At 64.4% G+C, this 24,375-nt stretch carries 20 protein-coding genes and 1 tRNA gene; 10 read left to right on the forward strand and 11 right to left on the reverse strand.

Annotated elements, in window-relative coordinates; translation table 11 throughout:
* Positions 1 to 15: 15 nt before the first annotated feature.
* Positions 16 to 1,902: an extracellular solute-binding protein gene (locus N511_RS0101425; RefSeq protein WP_027677668.1), complete on the reverse strand. Its 1,887-nt coding sequence runs from the start codon at positions 1,900 to 1,902 to the stop codon at positions 16 to 18.
* 308 nt (positions 1,903 to 2,210) lie between these two features.
* Here N511_RS0101425 and fabI point away from each other — a divergent pair, with 308 nt between their 5' ends.
* A complete protein-coding gene (gene fabI, locus N511_RS0101430) occupies positions 2,211 to 3,005 on the forward strand; it encodes an enoyl-ACP reductase FabI (protein WP_027677669.1) in 795 nt (264 codons plus the stop codon).
* Between the two features lie 192 nt (positions 3,006 to 3,197).
* Here the strand turns inward: fabI and N511_RS0101435 are convergent.
* The 6 genes from N511_RS0101435 to cysS all read right to left on the reverse strand — a co-directional run bounded on the left by N511_RS0101435 (position 3,198) and on the right by cysS (position 9,487).
* A tRNA-Ser gene (locus N511_RS0101435) sits at positions 3,198 to 3,291 on the reverse strand.
* Positions 3,292 to 3,440: 149 nt separating this feature from the next.
* Complete coding sequence (locus N511_RS0101440; protein ID WP_027677670.1) at positions 3,441 to 4,691, reverse strand: aspartate kinase; 1,251 nt, start codon at positions 4,689 to 4,691, stop codon at positions 3,441 to 3,443.
* A gap of 96 nt (positions 4,692 to 4,787) precedes the next feature.
* Positions 4,788 to 6,206 (reverse strand): tRNA lysidine(34) synthetase TilS, encoded by a 1,419-nt coding sequence (gene tilS / locus N511_RS0101445; RefSeq protein ID WP_027677671.1) that lies wholly within the window; start codon positions 6,204 to 6,206, stop codon positions 4,788 to 4,790.
* A complete protein-coding gene (locus N511_RS0101450) occupies positions 6,175 to 7,143 on the reverse strand; it encodes an acetyl-CoA carboxylase carboxyltransferase subunit alpha (RefSeq protein ID WP_027677672.1) in 969 nt (322 codons plus the stop codon). Before N511_RS0101450 ends, tilS begins: the two co-directional genes overlap by 32 nt.
* A gap of 86 nt (positions 7,144 to 7,229) precedes the next feature.
* Complete coding sequence (locus N511_RS0101455) at positions 7,230 to 8,111, reverse strand: DNA-3-methyladenine glycosylase family protein (protein WP_027677673.1); 882 nt, start codon at positions 8,109 to 8,111, stop codon at positions 7,230 to 7,232.
* Positions 8,096 to 9,487: a cysteine--tRNA ligase gene (cysS, locus tag N511_RS0101460; protein WP_027677674.1), complete on the reverse strand. Its 1,392-nt coding sequence runs from the start codon at positions 9,485 to 9,487 to the stop codon at positions 8,096 to 8,098. Before cysS ends, N511_RS0101455 begins: the two co-directional genes overlap by 16 nt.
* A 253-nt stretch (positions 9,488 to 9,740) precedes the next feature.
* Between cysS and N511_RS0101465 the strand changes: the two genes are divergently transcribed.
* Genes N511_RS0101465 through N511_RS0101480 form a run of 4 tightly spaced genes read left to right on the forward strand, consistent with a single transcriptional unit; the run spans position 9,741 to position 12,375 of the window.
* On the forward strand, positions 9,741 to 10,391 hold the full coding sequence (locus N511_RS0101465; protein ID WP_027677675.1) for a tetratricopeptide repeat protein: 651 nt from the start codon (positions 9,741 to 9,743) through the stop codon (positions 10,389 to 10,391).
* Positions 10,392 to 10,442: 51 nt separating this feature from the next.
* Positions 10,443 to 11,024 (forward strand): peptidylprolyl isomerase, encoded by a 582-nt coding sequence (locus N511_RS0101470; RefSeq protein ID WP_027677676.1) that lies wholly within the window; start codon positions 10,443 to 10,445, stop codon positions 11,022 to 11,024.
* 29 nt (positions 11,025 to 11,053) lie between these two features.
* Positions 11,054 to 11,560, forward strand: coding sequence for a peptidylprolyl isomerase (locus N511_RS0101475; RefSeq protein ID WP_027677677.1), 507 nt, complete (start codon positions 11,054 to 11,056; stop codon positions 11,558 to 11,560).
* Positions 11,557 to 12,375, forward strand: a complete 819-nt coding sequence (locus N511_RS0101480; RefSeq protein WP_027677678.1) for a UDP-2,3-diacylglucosamine diphosphatase — start codon at positions 11,557 to 11,559, stop codon at positions 12,373 to 12,375. Before N511_RS0101475 ends, N511_RS0101480 begins: the two co-directional genes overlap by 4 nt.
* Before the next feature lie 22 nt (positions 12,376 to 12,397).
* Here N511_RS0101480 and cysE read toward each other — a convergent pair whose 3' ends face one another.
* Both cysE and N511_RS0101490 read right to left on the reverse strand, forming a co-directional pair.
* On the reverse strand, positions 12,398 to 13,144 hold the full coding sequence (gene cysE, locus N511_RS0101485) for a serine O-acetyltransferase (RefSeq protein ID WP_027677679.1): 747 nt from the start codon (positions 13,142 to 13,144) through the stop codon (positions 12,398 to 12,400).
* Between the two features lie 148 nt (positions 13,145 to 13,292).
* Positions 13,293 to 14,177, reverse strand: coding sequence for an RNA methyltransferase (locus N511_RS0101490; protein WP_027677680.1), 885 nt, complete (start codon positions 14,175 to 14,177; stop codon positions 13,293 to 13,295).
* Between the two features lie 134 nt (positions 14,178 to 14,311).
* Here N511_RS0101490 and N511_RS0101495 point away from each other — a divergent pair, with 134 nt between their 5' ends.
* From N511_RS0101495 to N511_RS0101505, 3 genes are all read left to right on the forward strand, one after another.
* Entirely contained in the window at positions 14,312 to 15,124 is an 813-nt protein-coding gene (locus N511_RS0101495) for an inositol monophosphatase family protein (RefSeq protein WP_012435285.1), read from the forward strand.
* 200 nt (positions 15,125 to 15,324) lie between these two features.
* Positions 15,325 to 16,029, forward strand: a complete 705-nt coding sequence (locus N511_RS0101500; protein WP_027677681.1) for a glutamine amidotransferase — start codon at positions 15,325 to 15,327, stop codon at positions 16,027 to 16,029.
* Positions 16,026 to 16,730 (forward strand): MOSC domain-containing protein, encoded by a 705-nt coding sequence (locus N511_RS0101505; RefSeq protein ID WP_027677682.1) that lies wholly within the window; start codon positions 16,026 to 16,028, stop codon positions 16,728 to 16,730. Before N511_RS0101500 ends, N511_RS0101505 begins: the two co-directional genes overlap by 4 nt.
* 12 nt (positions 16,731 to 16,742) lie before the next feature.
* Here the strand turns inward: N511_RS0101505 and N511_RS0101510 are convergent, their stop codons facing one another.
* Both N511_RS0101510 and N511_RS0101515 read right to left on the reverse strand, forming a co-directional pair.
* A complete protein-coding gene (locus N511_RS0101510; protein ID WP_027677683.1) occupies positions 16,743 to 18,554 on the reverse strand; it encodes a methyl-accepting chemotaxis protein in 1,812 nt (603 codons plus the stop codon).
* Positions 18,555 to 18,629: 75 nt separating this feature from the next.
* Positions 18,630 to 20,495 (reverse strand): methyl-accepting chemotaxis protein, encoded by a 1,866-nt coding sequence (locus tag N511_RS0101515; RefSeq protein ID WP_027677684.1) that lies wholly within the window; start codon positions 20,493 to 20,495, stop codon positions 18,630 to 18,632.
* A gap of 238 nt (positions 20,496 to 20,733) precedes the next feature.
* Between N511_RS0101515 and N511_RS0101525 the strand changes: the two genes are divergently transcribed.
* Both N511_RS0101525 and mutS read left to right on the forward strand, forming a co-directional pair.
* Positions 20,734 to 21,630, forward strand: a complete 897-nt coding sequence (locus N511_RS0101525; protein WP_027677685.1) for a LysR family transcriptional regulator — start codon at positions 20,734 to 20,736, stop codon at positions 21,628 to 21,630.
* Between the two features lie 97 nt (positions 21,631 to 21,727).
* On the forward strand, positions 21,728 to 24,370 hold the full coding sequence (gene mutS, locus N511_RS0101530) for a DNA mismatch repair protein MutS (RefSeq protein ID WP_027677686.1): 2,643 nt from the start codon (positions 21,728 to 21,730) through the stop codon (positions 24,368 to 24,370).
* Positions 24,371 to 24,375: the final 5 nt, after the last annotated feature.

Raw genomic sequence — 24,375 nt, forward strand, 5'->3', positions numbered from 1 at the left:
GTGTCACCGATGCGGTCATTTGGCAGCCGATTGGGCGGATTCCGGCATCCGCCACCAGGCCGTCAGCACCCAGGCCTCGGCCGAGTAGTAATACGGCAAACGATCCGGGTACATCAGGTTCTTGTTGTAAGCCACGCGGTGCGAGGCCGAATACCAGTGCGGAATCACATAACAGCCTTGCATCAGCACACGGTCGAGCGCGCGCGATGCCGTGATCAACTCGTCGCGATTGTCGGCGCGCAGCACATCGTCGATCAGCGCGTCCACGGCAGGCGATTTCAGGCCGATCACATTGTCCGAGCCGGCCTCATCAGCCGCCGCTGAACCGAAGCGGTCTTTCAGCTCGTTGCCGGGGCTTTGCGAATCCGGAAAGCGCAGCGAGATCATGTCGAAATCGAACTCTTCCAACCGCTTCTGGTAGAGCGCGAAATCGGTCATGCGCTGGTTGACCTGGATGCCGAGCTTCTCGAGGTTGCGCGCATACGCCGCCATGACACGGCTCATGGCGCCGCCGTCGTCGAGCATCTCGAAGACGAACGGCTCGCCCTTGCTGTTGCGCAGCGCGCCGTCCGTGTACGTCCAGCCGGCTTGGGCCAGCAGGCGACGTGCCTGCCGCAGGTTGTCACGCAGTGAGCTGGGGGGATCCGTCGAAGGCGGGGCGGACAGCACGCCAAACACGTCCGGATCGAGCTTGCTGCGCAGCGGCTCCAGCAACGTCAGCTCACCCTTGCTGGGCGTGCCCGTGAGCGAATCCGATGCGGCCAGCTCGCTATTGGCGAAATAGCTGTCCAGCCGGCGATATGCACCATAGAAAAGCTGTCGATTGAGCCATTCGAAATCGAGCGCCAACGCCAGCGCCTTGCGCACGCGAAGATCCTGGAACAGCGGCCGCCGCAGGTTCATCACAAAGCCCTGCATGCCGGCACCGTTACGATGCGGGAATTCGCTCTTGATCAACTCGCCGCTGCGGAACTTCACGCCGACATAGCTCTTGGCCCAGTTCTTGGCGCGGTATTCCACCATGGCGTCGTACTCGCCGGCCTTGAAAGCCTCCAGGCGGGCGGTTTCATCCTTGTAGAGCTTGTACTGGATGCGCTCGAAATTGAACGAGCCACGGCGCACATTCAGGTCACGCCCCCAGTAGTCGGGATTGCGACGGAAGGTAATGCCGCGCGACGGATCGAAGCGCTCGACCACATACGGCCCGCTGGCAACGGGATCCTGGAAGGTCAGCTTGTCGAATGCGACATCCTTGCCGCCATCCGGGTCGTCGGGCTTGCCGCTGCCCTTGCCCCACTTGGGCGAGAACACCGGCAGGCCGCCGACGATGAGCGGCAGCTCCTTGTTCTTGCGCTTGAAGTCGTAACGGATGGTGCTGGCGTCCACCACGGTCACCTTGGCCACATCCGCGGTCATGCTGCGATAGGCCGGGCTCGCGCCCTTGCCCATCAGCATGTCGTAGGAGTATTTGACGTCTGACGCGCGCACGCGATCGCCATTGGAGAATCGCGCACGCGGGTTGATGTGGAACGTGACCGAAAGTTCGTCAGGTGCGACTGCCACGTCGTCCGCAAGCAGGCCATAGCCGCTGGCGGTTTCGTCCCAGCTCGTAATGAGCAGGCTTTCGAACACCAGCTGATTCAGGCCCGGCGCCGACGTCCCTTTGATCGTGAACGGATTGAACTTGTCGAAGCTCGTGCGGCGGTCCGGATTGCCGAGCAGCAGCATGCCGCCGATGGGCGCCTTCGGGTTCAGATAGCCGAAGTTGGAGAAACCGGCCGGATACTTGAGGTCGCCATATTCGGCGTAACCGTGTGCCGCCCAGGCGGGTGTCGCGCAGATCGCCGCCAGCAGGCTGAACAGCGCCATGAATCGCTTGTGTGCCACAACGCGCACGCTCATTGCGCCCCTTGCCCCCAAAGTCCTTGCATGCGTTGATCCGATTGATCGCTGTCTGAAAAACTGTTTTCGACGATTCTAACGCCCTCACGCGGCAATCCCACCAATTCCGGCCCGGGATCGTCCCGCATTGACAAGGCTGGCGGGGATTGTGCGGCACCGCGCAAATGGGCAGGCGCCCCCCGCTTTCCGGTATGATCGCGCCCACCTAATTGCCTCGTGCCCCGGATGCCGCCGCTGCGCAGCCGCAGTGACGAGTGACCACAGCAACATACGGGCGCGACGTTGCCCCACATTTGTACGGAGAAACCATGGGATTCCTCGCTGGCAAGCGCATTCTGATTACCGGCCTTCTGTCCAACCGCTCGATCGCCTACGGCATCGCAAACGCCTGCAAGCGCGAAGGCGCAGAACTCGCCTTCACCTACGTCGGCGAACGCTTCAAGGACCGCATCACTGAATTCGCCACCGAGTTCGACAGCAAGCTGGTGTTCGACTGCGATGTCGGCAGCGATGAACAGATCGCCAAGGTCTTCGAAGACCTCGGCCAGCACTGGGGCCACTTCGACGGTCTGGTGCATTCGATCGGTTTTGCACCGCGCGAAGCGATCGCCGGCAACTTCATCGATGGCCTGTCGCGCGAATCGTTCCGCATCGCGCACGACATCTCGGCGTACAGCTTCCCCGCGCTGGCAAAAGCTGCGCTGCCGATGCTGTCGCCCAATGCTTCGTTGCTCGCCCTGACGTACCTGGGTGCTGAGCGCATCGTCCCGAACTACAACACGATGGGCCTGGCTAAGGCGTCGCTGGAAGCCGGCGTGCGCTACCTTGCCGGCGCGCTCGGGCCGAAGGGCATTCGCGCCAACGGCATCTCCGCCGGCCCGATCAAGACGCTCGCGGCCTCCGGCATCAAGGATTTCGGCAAGCTGCTGAAGTACATGGAAGACGTAGCTCCGCTGCGCCGTAACGTCACGATCGAGGAAGTCGGCAACGTGGCTGCGTTCCTGCTGTCGGACCTGGCCAGCGGCGTGACCGGCGAGATCACCTACGTCGATTGCGGCTTCAACGTGACCGCAGGCGTGCCGGAGAGCGTCGGTCAAGGCTGATGTATGGATGCGCGCGCCATCTCCGGATGGGGCGCGCATGTCAGGCTGAGCGGCCTACAAAGCAGCAGACAAAGAAAAAGCCCGCATGGCGCAAACCATGCGGGCTTTTTGACGTGCAGTGCAATGCGAGCCGTCACGTCATCTCGACTCGCATCCGCCTGTTATGTGCGCTTCCCGCGAGAAGCGCCAAACTGGCGGAGACGGAGGGATTCGAACCCTCGATCCAGGTTTTGGCCCGGATGCTCCCTTAGCAGGGGAGTGCCTTCGACCTCTCGGCCACGTCTCCCAAACTTGCGTCACACGAAGGAGCCCGTGCAACGAAGCGCGTATTCTAGCCACTTCACCCCACCCGGTCAACGACAACTGCATGACACGCGGTGAGAATCTGTGGCCTCCGGGATCGCCACCCCGGCCATCCGGTGCCAGTTCAGACGATTACACCTGATCCAGCTCGAACGCCTTGTGGAGCGCGCGCACGGCCAGCTCCATGTACTTCTCATCGATCAGCACCGAGATCTTGATTTCCGAGGTGGAGATCATCTGGATGTTGATGCCCTCTTCCGACAACGTGCGGAACATCTTGCTGGCGATGCCCACATGCGAGCGCATGCCCACACCCACCACCGACACCTTCGACACCTTCGGGTCGCCCGACACGCTGGCTGCGCCGATGTGCGCCTTCACGCTGTCGTTCAGGATCGCCAGGGCACGCTGGTATTCGCCGCGCGGCACGGTGAAGGTGAAGTCCGTCTTGCCTTCCACCGACTGGTTCTGGATGATCATGTCGACGTCGATGTTGGCGTCGGCGACCGGGCCCAGGATCTGATAAGCGATGCCGGGCTTGTCCGGCACACCGATCACGGTGATCTTGGCTTCGTCGCGGGCAAAGGCGATGCCGGAAATGGCGGCGGCTTCCATGTTCGAATCTTCCTCAAAAGTAATCAGCGTGCCCGAGTTCATCTCAACATCGAGCGGCATCAGCGGGTCGGTCAGCGACGACAGCACGCGCGTCTTCACGCGGTACTTGCCGGCAAACTCCACCGAGCGAATCTGCAGCACCTTCGAGCCAAGGCTGGCCATTTCCAGCATCTCTTCGAAGGTGATCTTGTCCAGCCGGCGAGCGTCGTCCACCACGCGCGGATCGGTGGTGTAGACGCCGTCGACGTCGGTGTAGATCAGGCATTCCTCGGCTTCGAGCGCGGCAGCCACCGCCACAGCCGAGGTATCGGAACCACCACGGCCCAGCGTGGTGATATGGCCTTCGCTGTCGATGCCCTGGAAGCCCGTGATGACGACCACGCGGCCCGCGTCGAGATCAGCGCGGACGCGCTCGTCGTCGATCGACTGGATGCGCGCCTTGGTGTAGGCCGAATCGGTCTTCACCGGCACTTGCCAGCCGGTGTAGCTGCGGGCGTCGATGCCTTCGGCATGCAGCGCGATGGCCAGCAGGCCCACGCTCACCTGCTCGCCGGTCGAGGCAATCATGTCGAGTTCACGCGGGTCGGGTTGGGCCGAAATCTCTTTGGCCATACCCAGCAGGCGGTTGGTTTCGCCGGACATGGCCGACGGAACGACCACGATCTGGTGACCTGCACGGTGCCACTTGGCAACGCGCTTGGCGACATTCTTGATGCGTTCAACCGAACCCATCGAGGTGCCACCGTATTTGTGAACGATGAGAGCCATCTTGGAAAGATCAGGAGGAGGCGGAGCGGTGCAAAAGCTTTTGAAAATACAGCAATTTGCATCGATCGGCAAGCAAACCACCGGTGACGATGTGTGTCAGAGCGCACCTTGGCCGCCAGCCACCCACGTGATCTGCCAACCCGCGCCGCTATGCATGGCCGCTCGGTTCATTCCAAGCCCGGCTGCGAACACCAGCATTTCGCCCGCATAAAGCAGCGGCAAGCGTTCGCGCTCCCAGGCCGGAATGCCCGCCTCCTGGTAGGCCTGTTTGAGCGCGCGGGATGGTGCGCCGGTGCGCAGCACGATGCGCTCCCCGCCACGGCGAGGAGCCAGCGACAGCGGCGCTTGCAAGGTTTGAGCGGCGACCCCGTCGCTTGCCACGGGCGCAAACAACAGCGTCCCCCCCCATGCATCCAACGTCACGCGCTGCTCAGCCAGATGCGCGGGCTCGAACAGCGCCGGGCTGATAGCGACAGTGCGCGGCTCGGGGACATCATTGGCGCCGGCGTCGATCCATGCAATGCCGCGGTAGCGCCTGACCTGCCCAGCCGGTAATTCAATACGCAGCGCACCGTCATCTCGCGCGTCGGTCAACTGCGTACGCAGATCCTCCAGACGTCGACTTGGCAGCGCGCGCATGCCCGCCTCGGCCAACCACGCACGTAGCACCGCACGCTGACGCGGCACGGACAGCCCGCTCAGCGCCGCCACATCGAGTCCGTTCGCCGACGCGATTTGGGTCAAGTCCGCCTGCGCAATCTCGTCGATCAATGCAGCCGCATCCGCCAAATGCGCTGCGCTGCGCGATAGCGCCTCTCGATACGCGGGGAAATGATCGGCCATGCCCGCAAGCAGTGGACGCAATGCATTACGTGCGTAGCGTGCATCGGCGTTGGAGGGATCTTCGACCCAGCTAAGCGCATGAGCATGTGCGTACAGCTCGATCTCGCTGCGCGGTGCATCGACCCATGGACGCAGCAACGTGACCGCACCCGCCCGCGCCATCGGCATGGCGGCCAGGCCATCGAGACCTGCACCGCGCATCAACTGCAGCAGCACCGTTTCCGCTTGGTCATCCTGATGATGTGCCGTCAGCAGAATGGAGGCGCCCGTCTCCATGCAGAGCGCTTCGAGCGCCGCGTACCGGGCATCGCGCGCCGCCTCCTCAACGCCCCGCCCCGCGTCAACCGCTACCTGGACCCGGCGCGCATGAAACGCCACGCCGACCGCTTCGGCCATGCGCTGACACGCGCATTCCCAGACATCAGCGTCGGCATGCAGGCCATGGTGAATATGCAGGGCAACGAGCTGCACACGGGCGCCCGCATCACGCCACGCGGCACACGCGTGCAGGAGCGCCGCGGAATCCCGCCCGCCTGACAGGGCAATCGCCACAGTCGGCGGCTCAGCGTCTCCAGAAACAACGAAGGCCGCACACGCGGCAACGCGTTGTGCGACCTTGTTGACGAGATGAGCCGACGAATCAGCGACCGTCGGTTTCCTTGAACTTGCCATAAGCCATCAGGCGCTCGTGACGGCGCGCCTGAAGTTCCGACGTCTTCATGCCCTGGAACTGACGCAGCGATTCGGCCAGCGCGCGCTTGAGCATCGTCGCCATGCCCTTCGGATCACGGTGTGCGCCACCCAGCGGCTCGTTGACGATCTTGTCGATCAGGCCCAGCGCCTTCAGACGATGCGCCGTCAAGCCCAGCGCCTCGGCGGCTTCGGGCGCCTTTTCTGCGGTCTTCCACAGGATCGACGCGCAGCCTTCCGGCGAGATCACGGCGTAGGTGGCGAACTGCAACATGATCACGGAATCACCCATGGCGATGGCCAGTGCGCCGCCCGAACCGCCTTCACCGATGATGGTGGCGATCAAGGGCACCTTCAGGCCTGCCATCACGAAAAGGTTGTGGCCGATGGCTTCGGATTGGCCGCGCTCTTCCGCATCAATGCCCGGGAATGCACCAGGCGTATCGACAAACGTGAAGATCGGCAGGCCGAACTTGTCCGCCAGCTCCATCAGGCGCTTAGCCTTGCGGTAGCCCTCGGGCTTGGACATGCCGAAGTTGCGCAGCGCGCGCTCCTTCGTATCGCGGCCCTTCTGGTGACCGATCACCATGCAAGCCTGGCCATTGAAGCGCGCCAGACCGCCCACGATCGACAGGTCGTCCGCAAAGGTGCGGTCGCCGTGCAGTTCGTGGAAGTCGGTGAAGATCTCGCGGACGTAATCGAGCGTGTACGGACGCTGCGGGTGCCGGGCGATCTGCGCGACCTGCCATGGCGTCAGGTTGGCGTACAGATCTTTGGTGAGCTGCTGGCTCTTGGAAGCCAGGCGGGAAATTTCTTCAGAAATGTCGACAGCGGAATCGTCTTGTACGAAGCGAAGTTCTTCGATCTTCGCCTCAAGTTCTGCGATCGGCTGCTCGAACTCCAGGAAGGTTGTTTTCATGGATCTTCTGAAAGGCTCTTGAAGGCGCGCATTCTACCGGATTTTGACCGCCCGGCGACGCGCTCCGTTTCATCGAAATGAACAGATCAATAGGTGGTCGCCGTGTCTAGGCTGCGCCACATATACCAAGTGGCCACGGTGCGCCACGGTTCCCAGTTGGCGGCCACTTCGCGCGCTTCGCTGCGAGTGACGGGTTCGCCACTGAAATAATTTTGTGAAATCGCGTTGATGAGCCCGATGTCGTCCAGCGGCAGCACATTCGGACGCATCAGGTTGAACATGAGGAACATCTCCGCGGTCCACCGGCCGATGCCGCGAATCTGTGTCAGTTCGGCAATGACATCCTCGTCTTCCATCTCGGCCCACTTGGCGACATGTACCGTGCCGTTGCGAAAGTGATCGGCCAGATCAAGGATGTACTCGGCCTTGCGCTTCGAGAGACCGCAGCCGGCCAGCTTCTCTTGGCCCGCACGCAGGAATTGGGCGGGCACCAGCTTGGGGCACACGGCCACCACGCGCTCCCACACCGATTGTGCGGCCTTGACCGAAATCTGCTGACCGACAATCGAGCGTGCCAGGGTGACGAACGGGTCGCCACGCGAAGCCAAGTGCGCCGGCCCGTAGGTCGGGATGATCTTGCGCAGGATGCGGTCACGCTTCATCAAGTCTGCGCAAGCTTCTTGCCAATACTCCGGTGGGCCGGACAGCACCACTTCCGCCGGCACCGGCAACGTCTCGCCGGCGGCGAGCGTTTCTGGCAGCGGCACCTTGCTCGCAGGCGCGCGCTTGGCGGGAGCCTTGGCCACCTTGACCGCGCTCTTGGCGGCGACCGTCTTGCTTGCTACGCCGTCGACTTTCTTGGCGGCCGTTTTCTTCGCAGCCGGCACCTTCACCGCCGGAGTTTTCTTGGCGGCGGTGCTGCGCGTTACGCTGGCTTTCTTGGCCACCGCGTTCATGCGCGTCTCCATTCGGTCACGCCACCCGGTTTGTCTTCCAGGACGATGCCTGCGGCCAGCAGATCGGCACGGATCGCATCAGCGCGGGCGAAATCGCGAGCGGCCTTGGCGGCGCGGCGCTCTTCGATACGCGCTTCCACCGCTGCCGCGTCGACACCATCGGCCGACACACCGCCCTGCAGGAAAACGTGCGGATCGCGGCCCAGCAGACCCATCACGCCGGCCAGCGCCGCCAGCTGGCTGGCCAACTCCGCCGAGCGCGTCTTGTTCACTTCGCTCGCCAGCTCAAACAGCACCGACACGGCAACCGGCGTATTGAAGTCGTCGTTCATCGCTTCCAGGAAGCGCTTGCCGTGCGACTCGTTCCAATCGGGCTTGGCACCCGCCGCGGCCGGCACATCCTTGAGCGCCGTGTACAAACGTGTGAGCGCATGGCGCGCATCATCGAGATGGGCGTCGCTGTAATTCAAGTCGCTGCGATAGTGCGACCGCAGGATGAAGAAACGCACGACCTCTGCGTCGTACACCTTCAGCACATCGCGGATGGTGAAGAAGTTGCCGAGCGATTTCGACATCTTCTCGTCATTCACACGGACGAAGCCGTTGTGCATCCACGTGTTGACGAAGGTCTTGCCGGTCGCGCCTTCGGACTGGGCAATTTCGTTCTCGTGATGCGGGAACTGCAGATCGGCGCCACCGCCGTGCAGGTCGAAATGCTCGCCCAGCAACTCGCAGCTCATCGCCGAGCACTCGATATGCCAGCCCGGGCGGCCCTCGCCCCACGGCGACGCCCAGCGCGACTCGGCCGGCTCATCGGCCTTGGCGGATTTCCACAACACGAAGTCGAGGGGATCCTGCTTGGCATCGTTGGCAGCCACACGCTCGCCCGCACGCAGGTCTTCGAGCGACTTGCCCGACAGCTTGCCGTAACCGGGGAACTTGCGGACCGCGTAGTTCACGTCGCCGTCGGTGGCCTGATAGGCGAGGCCGTTCGTCTGCAGCCTGCCGATCATGTTCAGCATCTGCGGCACGTATTCGGTGGCGCGGGGCTCGTGGTCGGGGCGCTGCACGCCAAGTGCATCGGCGTCTTCGTGCATGGCAGCGATGAAGCGGCCCGTCAGCGCACTCATCGTCTCGCCGTTCTCCACTGCACGCTTGATGATCTTGTCGTCGATGTCGGTGATGTTGCGCACGTAGGTCACCTCGTAACCTGACGCACGCAGCCAACGCTGCACCATGTCGAACACCACCATGACCCGCGCATGCCCCACGTGACAGTAGTCGTACACCGTCATCCCGCACACGTACATGCGCACGCGGCCGGGCTCGATGGGGACGAACGTCTGTTTCTCACGCGCGAGCGTGTTGTAGATCTTGAGTGATTCCATGAAGCGGTGTCGGGAGACTCAGCGCGCCGCGCATGCGAGGTACAACGTTGCGGGCGGACTAAATTGGAGGCAATCGGCGCCGGCGAGGCGCCTGCAAAACTAGCGGCATATCTTACCGGAACTGCGCTGACGGGACCGCCTGCCAGTGCGCCTGGCATGCTCCCCGTCAAGAACCTTTCCCGGCGCGCACGGCCGCTGCTGCGCACAAAGACGGTTTGTTAGAATGCGGCGGAGTATAACGGAACCGATTCTCATGAACAGACCGCTGCGTCAGACCGCTGCAACCCTGGCTAGCCTGCTCGCGATGTCCGCGGCACCGGCCTTCGCCCAGACCGCCGGCTTTGCCTTGCCGGCCGATTTGATGCCCAGCACGCAGCAAGCGCCCGAGGTGGCACGCCAGAAGCGCATCGACGACGCGTTGGCCAAGAAGCAATACGCCGAGGCGCTGACCGAGCTGGACAAGGATGTCGCCTCTCAGCCGCGCAACGCGCAGGCCCGCTTCCAACGCGGTGTTGCACTTGCCGGCCTCGGCCGCGCAGACGACGCGATCGTCGCCTTCAGCCAGATGACGCAGGACTTCCCGGAGCTGCCCGAGCCGTACATCAACCTGGCCGCGCTGTACACCGAGCGGGGCGAACTCCTCCGTGCACGTGACAGCCTGATCATGGCGAACCGCGTGGCGCCGGAAAATGCGCTGGCGCAATCGAATCTGGGCGATGTCTACGTTCGCCTGGCCGCACAGTCGTACCAAAGCGCCATCAAGCTGAACCCGAAGAACGCCACCGCGCGTGCACGCCTGGATGCCTTGCCCGATCTGCCGGGCGTACGCCCTGCGTCGAAACCCGCCACGACCACGCTGCCCGCAGCCAGCGGCGTGAGCGCCAAGCCGGCCAAGCGTCAGTAAAAAGACGCGGCCGATCCTGCTTTTCCCAACCCAAGTTCTCTCTCGCTGACCATGCTCCGTATTCGCTCTCTCTTAGCCGGACTCCTGTGTGCACTCGCCGTAACGGCCACCGCCGCCACGGCAGCCACCGCGTCTGCGCCGCGCGTGCAGTTCAAGACGTCGATGGGCAATTTCACCGTTGAGGTGTATCCGGACAAGGCACCGAAGACGGTCGCCAACTTCCTTCAGTATGTGAAGGACGGTTTCTACAAGGGCACGATCTTTCACCGCGTGATGGACGGCTTCATGATCCAAGGCGGCGGCTTCACGCCCGACATGAAACAGAAGGACACGCGCCCGCCGGTCGAAATCGAATCGAAGAACGGCCTGAAGAACGACAAGTACACGATCGCCATGGCGCGCACCATGGACCCGAACTCCGCCACCGCGCAGTTCTACGTGAACGTGGTCGACAACAACATGCTGAACTACCCTGGTCAGGACGGTTACGGCTATACCGTCTTCGGCAAGGTCGTCGAGGGCACCGACACCATCGACAAGATCAAGGCGGTGGAAACCACCACCAAGTTCCCGCACCAGAACGTGCCCGTGAAGCCGATCTTGATTGAATCGGCCACCGTCGTCTCCAAGTAACGCTTTTTGCCCTACCCAAGGAATTCACCATGACCCAAGTCAAGCTGCACACCAACCACGGCGACATCACGCTGGCCCTGGACGCCGAGAAGGCACCGAAGTCGGTTGCGAACTTCGTCTCCTATGTGAAGGATGGCCACTACAACGGCACGGTGTTCCACCGCGTCATCAAGGGCTTCATGATCCAGGGCGGCGGCTTCGAGCCGGGCGAGAAGATGAACCAGAAGCCCACGAAGGCTCCGATCGACAACGAAGCCAACAACGGCCTGAAGAACGAGCGCGGCGCCATTGCCATGGCACGCACCAACGACCCGCACTCGGCCACGGCCCAGTTCTTCATCAACACGGTCGACAACGACTTCCTGAACCACACGTCGCCGACGCCGCAAGGCTGGGGCTACGCCGTGTTCGGCAAGGTGACCGAAGGCATGGACGTGGTCGACAAGATCCGCTCGGTGCGCACGGGCAACCGTGGCTTCCACCAGGACGTGCCGATGGAAGACGTGATCATCGAAAGCGCTGAAGTGATCGAATGATCGACGCAGCGCACGCCGCACAGGCCTCCGCGCTGAAGACACCGGTCCGGGTTTCCGGGCCGGTGTTTTTTATTTCGGATCTGCACCTCACGGCCAGCATGCCGGCCACTGCCGCCGTGTTCGAGCGCTTCCTGCGCACGCGCGCCCGCGAGGCACGCACGCTCGTCATCTTGGGTGACTTTTTCGAATACTGGGTCGGCGATGAAGAACTCGCTGATCCGTTCCACCAGCACATCGCCCACCTGCTTGCCGAACTCGCAGCGGCCGGCACGCGCGTGCTGTTTATGCACGGCAATCGGGACTTCCTGCTCGGCAAGCGTTTTCTGAAGGCTGCGCACGCCACGCTGCTGCCCGACCCCTCCGTGCTCGAAACGGACGAAGGCCGGCGCATCGTGCTTGCGCACGGCGACGCCCTCTGCACGCGCGACACGGCGTACATGCGCTTCCGCCACTGGACGCGCAAGCGCTGGGTGCAGTCGATATTCCTGGCGATGCCGCTGCGCTGGCGGCTGAGGATCGCGCAGAAGATGCGCGCGGAAAGCGAAGCCGGCCGCGCCATGTCCGCCAATGTCGCCGGTGAGCCCCGCGCTGCCGCGATGATGGGCGACGTCGCTCCCGAAGCGGTGGATGCGCTGCTCAAGGCATCGGGCACGTCCACGCTCATTCACGGCCACACGCACCGCCCGCAACTGCATCATGAGCCGAGCGGTGACCGCTGGGTTCTTTCCGACTGGGATTTCGATCAGGTACAGCCGCGCGGCAGCTTCCTCAAACTGCAGGACGGCGCGCTCACGGTCGAGCAAGTGACGGCCTGACCTGTCATCACGCGCCCGCCGCTTACTTGAGCATCTGCTTCAGTTGGCTTGCGTCGAATGGATCGTTCGGCGAATTCTCCAGGTGCGCGCCCAGGCGATCCAACGCAGAAAGAATCGACTCGATGCGCTCCTGCTGAAGCTCGCTGTGGTCGATCAGCCGCTTAAGCGCCAGCGATACCGGGTCGTCCGCATCCGGCGTAATGCCATACGCTGAAAACTCCTGCTTGAGCACAGACTGGGCCTCGGTCGCCACATCGCGTTCGATGATGCGCGCCGGAATGCCAACCGCCGTTGCCCCCGGCGGCACGGGTTTGAGCACGACCGCGTTGGAGCCAACGCGCGCGCCATCCCCGATGACAAAACCGCCAAGCACCTTGGCACCCGCACTGACCACCACGCCCTTGCCGAGCGTCGGGTGCCGCTTGGCGCCCTTGTAGAGCGACGTGCCGCCGAGCGTGACACCTTGGTAGATCGTGCAGTCGTCACCGATCTCAGCCGTTTCGCCAATCACGACACCCATGCCGTGGTCGATGAACACGCGCCGGCCGACCGTCGCGCCGGGATGAATCTCGATGCCGGTGAGAAAGCGCCCGAGGTGCGAGAACCACCGCCCCAGCCACCGGAAGCCGCCGTGCCAACACGCATGCGCGACCCGATGGACGATGATGGCGTGCAGACCTGGGTAGCAGGTCAGCACTTCCCAGCGGCTGCGCGCGGCCGGGTCTCGCTCCATGATGGCGCCGATATCTTCGCGAATGCGTGTGAACATCTTGAGGTGTGTGGATTGTTATATCTATATGCGCGATGCGCTGAGGGCAGTGTAAGGCATTGCCTTACCGCGCTGCGGCAAGGGTTTTAGCCAGACATGCAGGGAATGCCGCCCTGCTGGATCAACAAGGGGGCGGCTTTCGGGGCGATCAGCGACAGTCGTCGGCAGCGCCGGTGGGCGGCGTAGTGGCTTCGGCACGGCGGCCGAGCATGCGCTTGGCGATCCCGCGCAGGATGTTGACCTCTTCGGTCTCCAGCTGCGTGCGGGCGAACAGACGCCGCAGGCGCGGCATCAGCTTTTTCGGCTGGGCCGGGTCGAGAAAGCCGATCTCGACCAGGCCCAGCTCCAGATGTTCGAACATCCCGTCGATCTGCTCGGCCGTGGCTGGCTCGCCGACAAAGCCGACGCCTTCCATGCGCGTGTCGCCCGTGCCGGTGCCGGCCAGCAGCGCCATGCGCACCTCGTACGCAATCAACTGCACGGCCTGCGACAGGTTCAGCGAGGCATACGCCGGGTTGGCTGGAATGTGCGTGACCACATGGCAGCGCTCCACCACCTCGTTGGGCAACCCGAACCGCTCGTTGCCGAAGACGAAGGCGACGGTGGTGTCCGGCGCGGCCAGCAATGCGGCCACTTCTTCTGCAGCGGCACGCGGGCCGATGCGGCGCGGACCGAATTCGCGCGGGCGGGCCGTCAGCGCAATGGTGAGCGAGGCGCCGGCCAGCGCTTCGCCAATGTCGTCAATCACGCGGGCGGCGGCCAGCACGTCATCGGCGCCGCTTGCCATGGCAACGGCATCGGCGTGGCGTTGGGCCTCAGCCTCGCGCGGGCGGACGAGCACGAAGCTGCCGGGCTCGCCAAATCCCATCGTCTTGAGCGCACGTGCCGTGGACCCGACATTGCCCGGGTGGCTGGTCTCGACCAGGACAAAACGGCACCGCGCGGCGCGCTGGCGCAGCGTTTCGGGGTCGGCGGGGGTGGTGTTCGGGGTGCTCATTGGCGCAATTCGCGGGGCGCCGGAGGCGGGGTTCATATACAATACGGCCACTCTTTTGACGGCGGGCAGGATCGCGAGATTGGCCCGCCGCTCGTTCTTCTACAATTCGTTGTGTTGTTTCGCCTGCAGCCGCTTCCGAAAAATCGGCGCGCCAGGCGCGGAGATCCCACATGCATCCGATGCTCAATATCGCCGTCCGGGCTGCTCGCAAGGCCGGCACCGTCATCAACCGCGCGTCCTTCGACGTCGATAGCCTGCGCACCGAGCGCAAACAACACAACGATTTCGTCACCGAAGTCGACCGCGCAGCTGAAGCGGCGATCATCGAAGTCATCAAGACTGCCTACCCCGATCACGCGATTCTAGCGGAAGAGTCCGGCCAATCCTGGGCCGACGGCGAAACCGCCAGCGAAAACGTCTGGGTGATCGACCCGCTGGACGGCACGACCAACTTCATCCACGGCTTTCCGCAATATGGCGTATCGATCGCGCTGATGCAGCGTGGCGTCGTCACGCAGGCCGTGGTGTACGACCCGACGCGCGACGAACTCTTCACCGCCTCCAAGGGCGCCGGCGCGTTTTTGAACAACCGTCGCATCCGCGTCACGCGCCGCGACAAGCTGGCTGACTGCCTGATCGGCACGGGCTTCCCCTACCGCGATCTGGAAGGCCTGTACGACTACACCCGCCTGTTTGCGACCATGACGGAAAACTGCGCCGGCCTGCGTCGCCCCGGCGCCGCCGCGCTGGACCTCGCCTACGTCGCCTGCGGCCGCCTCGACGGCTTCTTCGAGCAAGGCCTGAGCAAGTGGGACATGGCCGCAGGCTCGCTGCTCGTGACGGAATCGGGCGGCCTGGTGGGCAACTACACCGGCGAATCGGGCTATCTGGACCAAGGCGAAATCCTGGCCGGCAACCCGAAGGCTTTCGTGCAGATGATCAAGATCACCTCGCCATTCTCGCGGTCGAAGGCTGAAGCTTGATTGCTTCAAGCAGGCACTGAAAAGCCCTCGCCCAGTGCGAGGGCTTTTTTGTTTGAGCTATCCAGCAATACGCAACTGCCTGGAAACGCAGTTCGCTCAATAGAACACCATATCCCGGCAATCCCCCGCAAACCGCACGGGTTTTGCGTGCCGCGTACCTCATTCACAATGAGCCCCCGCCCTCAACGCCATCGCCTGCCATGAAGACCGCCCTCGCCCCGCGCCACGTTCCATTCGAGCACCTTGGCATCCTGCAGCCGCTGGTGGAAGCGCGCGGCTACACGGTGCGCACCGTCGACGTGGGCGTGCAGCCGGTGCCGACCGACGACATGGTGGATGCCGATCTGTTGATCGTGCTGGGCGGGCCCATCGGCGCGTATGACGATGCGACGTATCCGTTCGTACGCGATGAAGCCGCCGCCATTGCGCAGCGGCTGGCCGCCCGCAAGCCGCTGCTGGGCATCTGCCTCGGCGCCCAGCTGATCGCACGGGCGCTGGGTGCGGCAGTCAAGCCGATGGGCGTAAAGGAGATCGGCTTTGCACCGGTGACGCTCACAGCCGACGGCGCAGACTCGCCGCTCGCGCCGCTGGCCGACGGCACGCCGGTGCTGCACTGGCATGGCGACCGATACGATTTGCCGCCCGGCGCGCGACGGCTGGCGTTCACGGAAGTCTGTACAGAACAGGCTTTCGCCATCGGCAACCACGCGCTCGCGCTGCAATTCCACCTGGAGGCAAATCTGGAGGAGCTGGAAGCCTGGCTGATCGGGCATGCTGCGGAACTCGGCGCAGCGGGTGTCGACCCGCGCGCGTTGCGAGCACAGGTGCCCTCGGTGGCGCAGCGCCTGTCGCAACGTGCGCGCGAGGTCTTCGCTGCCTGGCTCGACCGCGTGGAGGCCGCATGACGCTGCCCGGCCCCATCCGCATCGAGACCCTCCTCGCCGGACGCGCGGTCGACTACACGCGCCCAGGCTCACGCAGCGCCATCGACAAGCGCCCCGTACGCGACACAGTGGAAGTCGGCATCAACGGCATCGTGGGCGACGAGCAAGGCGACTTGCGTGTGCACGGCGGCCCTGACAAGGCAATCCACCACTATCCGTTCGACCACTACGCGGCCTGGCAAGTGGATATCGGCGCGCAACCCGTGCTCGCACAGCCCGGCGCGTTTGGCGAGAACGTGAGCACCACCGGCATCACCGAAGCGGACATCTGCGTGGGCGACCGTCTGCGCGCGGGCAGTGTGATGCTGGAAGTGTCGCAACTGCGCCAGCCGTGCTGGAAGCTCAACGACCGCTTCAACACGCGCGACATGGCGCGCCGCGTGCAACACACGGGCCGCACGGGCTGGTATTACCGGGTTCTGGAAGGCGGCACGCTGCGCGCGGGCGATACGCTGGAATGGCTCGAGCGCCCGTGGCCGCAATGGCCGCTGTCGCGCGTGCTGGATGTGCTTTACCGCAACATGCTCGACCGTGCAGCGCTGACCGACATGCTGAGGCTGCCGCTCACGCCGTCATGGCGCAAGCTGGTGGAAGGCCGCCTTGCGCGAGGCGAGGTGGAAAGCTGGGCCAAACGCATCGATGGCCCAGCGCTCGAAGCTTGAGTTCGCAACCGATCAGAACGTTTCCCAATCGGCGTCGGAACCACCACCGGCCACAGCCAGCGGTTGCTTGCGTGCGGGAGCGGCAGCCGAAACGACTGCGGCAGCAGCGACCGGCGCCGACGCCTGAGTTGCCGTCTTCGCTTCACGCTTGCGCAGCGCGGCACGTGCGGGCTTGGCTGCGCTGACCGGCTTGGCAGTGGCCTTGGCCGCAGGCTTGGCAACCTTCTCCGGCTTCTGCACGGCTACGGCGGCGGTCTCTGCACCATCCAGCCGGAACTGCGACACCACCTGCGTGAGGTTCTGCGCCTGTTCTTCCAGCGACTGCGCGGCAGCGGCCGCCTGTTCGACCAGCGCGGCGTTCTGCTGCGTCACCTGCTCCATTTCCGTCACAGCCTGGCCGATCTGCAGGATGCCCTGCGTCTGCTCGGCCGAGGCGGAAGCAATGTCTTCAACGATATTGGCGACGCGGCGCACGGCTTCCACCGTCTCGGAGATGGTCTCGCCGGCTTGCGCCACCTGCGAGTGCCCGGCTTGCACGCGCGACACCGAATCGTCGATCAGCGTCTTGATTTCCTTGGCGGCCGCAGCGCTGCGTTGAGCCAGCGCGCGCACCTCGCCGGCCACCACGGCAAAACCGCGGCCCTGCTCGCCGGCGCGGGCCGCTTCCACTGCCGCATTCAGCGCGAGGATGTTGGTCTGGAAGGCAATGCCGTCAATCACGCCAATGATGTCGGCCATCTTTCGTGAGCCCGCGCTGATGTCGTCCATGGTGGCTACCACGCCGCGTACGACCTCGCCGCCGCGCGAAGCGAGGTCTGCCGCATTTGACGCCAGCGCGCTGGCCTGGCGGGCGTTCTCGGAGTTGTTGGTGACGGTGGAGGTCATCTGCTCCATGCTCGCGGCCGTCTTCTCCAGCGAGGCGGACTGCTGCTCGGTACGCGAAGACAGATCGAGATTGCCGCTGGCGATTTCGTGCGCGCCGGTGTTGACCGAATCCGAGCTGTTGCGCACCTGGCGCACGGTGTTCACCAAGCTCTCGCGCATGCGGCCCACGGCAGCCAGCAGGCGGCCGAGTTCATTGCGGCCACCCGTTCTGACGTGCACGGCCAGATCGCCCTCGGCCACGCGGCTGAGCACAGCGACGGCTTCGTTAAGCGGGGTGATCACGAAGGCCTTGAGACCGTAGAACACCGCCACGATCAACGCGAGTGCCATGGCAATGCCGAGCGCCACGAACTTCAGGATCGTTTCGTAACGCGCACGGCCGTCGTCGGCCTCGTCCTTGGCCAGCTTCTTGACGAGCTGCTGGAAATTCTCGATCTGCACCGACCACGCGGCGCCGGTATCGGTCACGTCTTTGTAGTTGAGCTGCGCATATGCAGCGGCATCGCCGGCGCGCAACGCCGCCAGGGCGCGCTGCACGGCTTCGATGTGCGTTTGCGCGGCCTGGACGATCGCCTGACGCAGCGACTCGTCGACCCCTTCGATGCGTGGCGCATTCTTGAAGGCTTCCACCTGTTCGATAGCCTTCTTGAGGCCTTTCTCCGAACTGGCAAGCGCTGCCGTCTTTGCCGCGTCGTCCATGTTTTCACGCAGGACGCTGTACAGGCGTGACATGCCGGTGCGTGCGCGCTGCATGTCCTTGTACGCGTCGTTCAGCAGCATGCTGCGCTCGGAAATCTCGTGCACGCGCTCAGTCGCGGCGTTCGTGGTACGCAGCGCCAATACACCCACCGCCGCCCCGACCACAATCATCAGTGCAAAGGTGATCAGAATCGCCAGCAGGCCAGCGCGCACGCTGGTGTTCTTCAAAACGCGGTCCATCTTGTCTCCGGGATCCCCACAGGCAAGCCCATGCTTGCGGTGCGCGGGGTCAACGAGGGGAAGGTCAGTCGTGGGTCAGAACGTTTCCCAGTCGGCGTCGTCTCCAGCGGCGACCAGAGGCTTCGCCTTGGTCAGGCTCGCGGGAATCGCTGCCGGTGCAGCCGGGCTCTTTTCGGTTCGCTCGACCGGCTTGGCAGCCGCCTTTCGCAACACAGGCGGCTTGCGCGACGTCAGCTTGGGCTTAGCGGCTTCGGTGCTCGGCTTGGCGGCCCCGCGCCGCGGCGCTTCGTCCTTGGGTGCTGCCGGTGCCGTCGGCGTTGCGAGTGCCACGGGCTTGGCCGGCGCAACAGGCGGTTCAACCCGCGCCACCATGGCCGGCGCACGCAGCGCATGCGCGTCAAGGCGGAACTGCGCCACCACCTGCGTCAGGCTCACGGCCTGCTCTTCCAGCGATTGCGCAGCGGCGGCCGCCTGCTCCACCAGCGCAGCGTTCTGCTGCGTGGCGTCGTCAAGCTGCGTGACCGCGTGGCTCACTTCTTCAATGCCCGAGCGCTGTTCCTGGCTCGCCGACGAAATTTCGCCAACGATGTCGGTCACGCGCTTCACGCTCGCGACGATCTCGCGCATAGTCGTGCCGGCTTCTTCCACCAGCGCGCTGCCTGCATCCACGTTGACCACGGAATCGTCGATCAACGCCTTGATCTCCTTGGCGGCAGCAGCGCTGCGTTGCGCAAGGCTGCGCACCTCACCGGCCACCACGGCAAAACCACGGCCCTGTTCGCCCGCACGGGCGGCTTCCACCGCCGCATTCAGCGCAAGGATGTTCGTCTGGAACGCAATGCCGTCAATCACGCCGATGATGTCGACGATCTTGCGGGACGACGCGTTGATCGAGCCCATGGTTTCCACCACGCGCGTCACCACATCGCCGCCGCGCACGGCCACATCCGAGGCAGAGGCCGCCAATTGGTTGGCCTGCTGCGCGTTGTCGGCGTTCTGCTGCACGGTCGACATCAGCTGCTCCATGGCCGAAGCCGTTTCTTCGAGCGAGCTGGCCTGCTGTTCCGTGCGCGACGACAGGTCCAGGTTGCCGCTGGCGATCTCGCGCGTGGCCGTACCGATGGTTTCCGACGCGCCCTTGATGCGGCCGATGGTGTCCACCAGCGCGCCGCGCATGCGGCTCATGGCGTAGAGCAGGCTGTGGTTGTCGTCGGCGCGGGTGGCAATCTCCACCGTCAGGTCGCCACCGGCGATGCGGTTGGCCACATCGGCCGCGTAAGCCGGATCACCGCCCAGCGTGCGTTGCAGGCCGCGATTGGCGATGCTGCCCAGCAGGACCAGCAAGCCGCCCACGAGCACGAGCAGGCCGCCGGTCTGGTAAAGCGAAGTCATGAACGCGGCGTTGATGTCGTCCATGTAGACGCCAGTCGAGAAGACCCAATCCCACGGCTCATAGCGCATTGCAAACGCCGTCTTGGGCACCGGATCCGTGCCACCGACTTTCGGCCAAACGTAGCTCGTGAATCCGCCCTTCGGGTCTTTGGCCGCGTTGGTCAGGCCCACGTAGACCGCATTGCCTTGCGCATCCTTGAAGCCGGATTGATCCTTGCCGATGAACTCCGGCTTGATCGGGTGCATCACCACCACGTTGTTGGAGCTGGTGATGGTGAAGTAGCCGTCCTTGTCGTAGCGCAGCGCCTTGAAACGGTCGAGCGCCTGCTTCTGCGCGGCCTCTTTGCTTAACGTGCCGTTCTTGGTCAGGTCGTCGTACTGCTTGACCAGGTTCATCGCCATGGTCGTCACGCTGATGAGGTTGTTCTTGCGCTCCTCCACGCGGATCTCGCGCGCCTGATATGCGTTGAATACCGAGATCAACGTCAGCGCGACAAGGCTGATGACCAACGGCAGCCAAAGCTTTTGGCGAAAGCTGAGCTTGCTCATTCCAGAGTCTCCGGATGCGGAACCGCGAGGCGCCATTTGCGCAAACGCGTTCCCACTATGGTTTTAGGGGTCCGAATGGTCTATCGGCAGGCAGGCCGCCAACCTTGAGGGGACGACCCCGAGCAACGGCCGGCCGCCCTCCGTTTGCACCGATCCACCGCGAGCCGCGCCCCAAGCGATCTTTGCAAATGGCGCCATATTGGGCAGAATTCTTTTGATCTGAAATTGATAATCGAACATGAAAACCACGCTCGAAGAACTGCTCGCCTTCCGCACGGTGGTCGACACGGGCTCTGTCACGGCGGCGGCTGAGCAGCTCGGCCAGACGGTATCTGGCGTAAGCCGCGCGCTGCGCCGCCTGGAAGAGAAGCTGGACACCACCCTGCTCTCGCGCACCACGCGGCGGCTGTCGCTCACCGACGAGGGCGCGACGTTTCTGGCGCAGGCGCGCAGCATCCTCGCCGCCGTCGACGAGGCCGAAGAGCAGATGGCCCTGCGCCGCCAGCAGCCCGCCGGCCGTCTGCGCATCAACGCTGCCATGCCGTTCATGCTGCATGTGGTGGCGCCGCTGGTGCCGGATTTCCGCGCGCAGTATCCGCAGATCGAGCTGGAGCTGAACACCGACGACCTGATCATCGATCTGCTGGAAGAAGACACCGACGTGGCGATCCGCATCGGCCCGCTGCGTGACTCCACCCTGCGGGCGCGGCTGCTCGGCACGCGGCGGCTGCGCGTGCTGGCAAGCCCCGCCTATCTGAAAGCGCACGGCCGGCCACGCAACGTCGACGACTTGCAGAAGCACATCCTGCTCGGTTTCGGGCAGCCGGAATCGCTGAACCAATGGCCCCTGCGCGGCCCGCATGGCGACCGGTTGCGCATCGAACCCACCCTCAAGGCCTCCAGCGGTGAAACGCTGCGGCAGCTTGCTCTGCAGGGCGTCGGCATCGTCTGCCTGGCTGACTTCATGAGCGCTGAAGACCGACGCACGGGGGATCTCGTGCAGGTGCTGCCGGATGCCACGGTCGAGGTGCTGCAGCCGATTCACGCGGTGTACTACCGCAACACGCAGCTGGCCTCGCGGATCGCGTGCTTTCTCGACTTTCTCGAAGCCCGGCTCACCGACGATGGACGGTGAAGCCGCATCGCGGGTGTGCAACAATTGCGCGATTCAACACCTTCCGCGCGCGGCCTGATCGGATCACATCGGGCGGCGCGCTGCGCTTTGAGCACTCATGGCTGAACACTCCGCTCCGGTTCTGGAGATCGACCCGAAATACGGCCCTTTCGACAAGCACACTCCGATGATGCAACAGTACCTTCGCTTGAAGGCTGGGCATCCGGACACGCTTGTCTTCTACCGCATGGGCGACTTTTACGAACTCTTCTTTGAAGACGCCGAAAAAGCCTCCCGCCTGCTCGACATCACCCTCACTGCACGCGGCAGTTCCAACGGACATCCGATCCGCATGGCGGGCATCCCGTTCCACGCCGCGGAGCAATACCTCGCCAAGCTGGTCAAGCTGGGCGAATCCGTCGCCATCTGCGAGCAAATCGGAGACCCCGCCACGACCAAGGGACCGGTCGAGCGCAAGGTCGTGCGCGTCGTCACACCCGGCACGTTGACGGACGCCGCGCTGCTCTCCGACAAGGTCAACAACCATCTGCTGGCCATCGCGCACCTGCCCGGCAAGCGGGGCGCGGCACCGCTGATGGGCCTGGCGTGGCTCAACCTCGTGGGCGGCGAATTGCGCGTGATGGAATGCAGCCCCGACCAGCTCGACCGCGAACTCGAACGCATCCGCCCCGCCGAAGTGCTGGCCGACGATGCGACGCTCAATACCCTCCAGGTGGATGTCGCCCGCACGCGCCTGCCCGATTGGCATTTCGACGTGGAAGCCGGCACGCGCCGCCTGCGTGAACAACTCGGCGTGGCGAGCCTCGTCGCCTTTGGCGCGGAAACGTTGACGGCCGCACTGGCGGCTGCCGGCGCGCTGCTGAACTACGCAGCGGCCACGCAAGGCCAATCGCTGCGCCACGTGATCGGCCTGACCGTCGAGCACGAAAGCGAATTCATCGGCCTGGACACCGCCACGCGCCGCAACCTTGAGCTGACCGAGACGCTGCGCGGGCAGGAATCGCCGACGCTGTTCTCGCTGCTCGACACCTGCGCGACCAGCATGGGCAGCCGCCTGCTGCGCCACTGGCTGCATCATCCGCTGCGGGATCGCGCCGTGCCTCAAGCGCGTCAGCAGGCGATTGAAGTGCTGCTCGGCAGCGATTGGCAAACGTTGCGTGCGACGCTGCGCACGCTGTCAGACGTGGAGCGCATTACGGGGCGGCTGGCGCTGCTGTCAGCGCGGCCGCGCGATCTGTCGTCGCTGCGTGACACGCTGGCGCGCCTGCCCGAGATTCGCGAAGAACTGCCGCAAAGCGACGCGGCTCCGCTGTTGACCGAGCTGTACGCCGCGCTCAGCTTGCCCGAAGACGCCCACGCCCTGCTGCAGCGCGCCGTGATGGCCGAGCCGGCGGCCATGGTGCGCGACGGCGGCGTCATCGCGCGCGGCTACGATGCCGACCTCGACGAGCTGCGCGACATCTCGGAAAACTGCGGCCAGTTCCTCGTCGATCTGGAAGCCCGCGAACGCGAGCGCACCGGCATCGCTAATCTGCGCGTCGAATACAACCGCGTGCATGGCTTCTACATCGAAGTCACCAACGGCCAGGCCGCCAAGGTGCCGGACGATTACCGCCGCCGCCAGACGCTGAAGAACGCCGAGCGCTACATCACACCCGAGCTGAAGGCGTTCGAAGACAAAGCGTTGTCCGCGCAGGACCGTGCCCTGTCGCGCGAGAAAGTCCTCTACGAAGAGTTGCTGCAAAAACTGCTGCCGCATCTGGCCGAGTTCAAGCGCATTGCCGCCGCGCTGGCGCAGGCTGATGTGCTGGCAACGCTCGCCGAGCGCGCGCATGCGCTGTCGTGGTCGCGCCCCACGCTGACCGATGCACCCGGCATTGAGCTGACGCGCGCACGCCATCCCGTGGTCGAACAGCAAGTCGAACAGTTCGTCGCCAACGACTGCATGCTGCAGGAGGCGCGCAAGCTGTTGCTGATCACCGGCCCGAACATGGGCGGTAAATCGACCTTCATGCGGCAAACCGCGCTGGTCGTGCTGCTCGCCTACGTGGGCGCATTTGTGCCGGCGGAAGCGGCCGTCATCGGCCCGATCGACCGCATCTTCACGCGCATCGGCGCCGCCGACGATCTGGCGGGCGGTCGTTCGACCTTCATGGTCGAAATGACGGAAGCCGCCGCCATCCTGCACCGTGCAACGCCCAACAGCCTCGTGCTGATGGACGAGATCGGCCGCGGCACGAGCACGTTCGACGGCCTTGCGCTCGCCTGGGCGATCGCGCGTCACTTGCTGTCGCACAACCGCAGCCACACGCTGTTCGCCACGCACTATTTCGAGCTGACGCAACTGCCGCAGGAGTTTGCTCAGGCCGCCAACGTGCACCTCTCCGCCGTCGAACATGGTGACGGTATCGTCTTCCTGCATGCCGTGCAGGAGGGCCCGGCCAGCCAGAGTTACGGCCTGCAGGTCGCGCAGCTGGCGGGCGTGCCGCAGCCGGTCATTCGCGCCGCGCGCAAGCGGCTCGCGTGGCTGGAGCAGCATTCCGCCGACACCGGCGCCACCCCTCAGCTGGACCTCTTCGCACTTGCCGCCGATACGCCCATCGACGATGAAGACGAGGCCGACGCCCCCGACAGTGCACTGACGGAGGCACTCGCCGGCATCGATCCCGATGACATGACGCCGCGTGAAGCGCTCGATGCGCTGTACCGGCTCAAGGCGCTGGCGAGCCCGTCCGCCTGATTCCG

Source organism: Ralstonia sp. UNC404CL21Col (assembly GCF_000620465.1).
GTDB lineage: Bacteria > Pseudomonadota > Gammaproteobacteria > Burkholderiales > Burkholderiaceae > Ralstonia > Ralstonia flatus.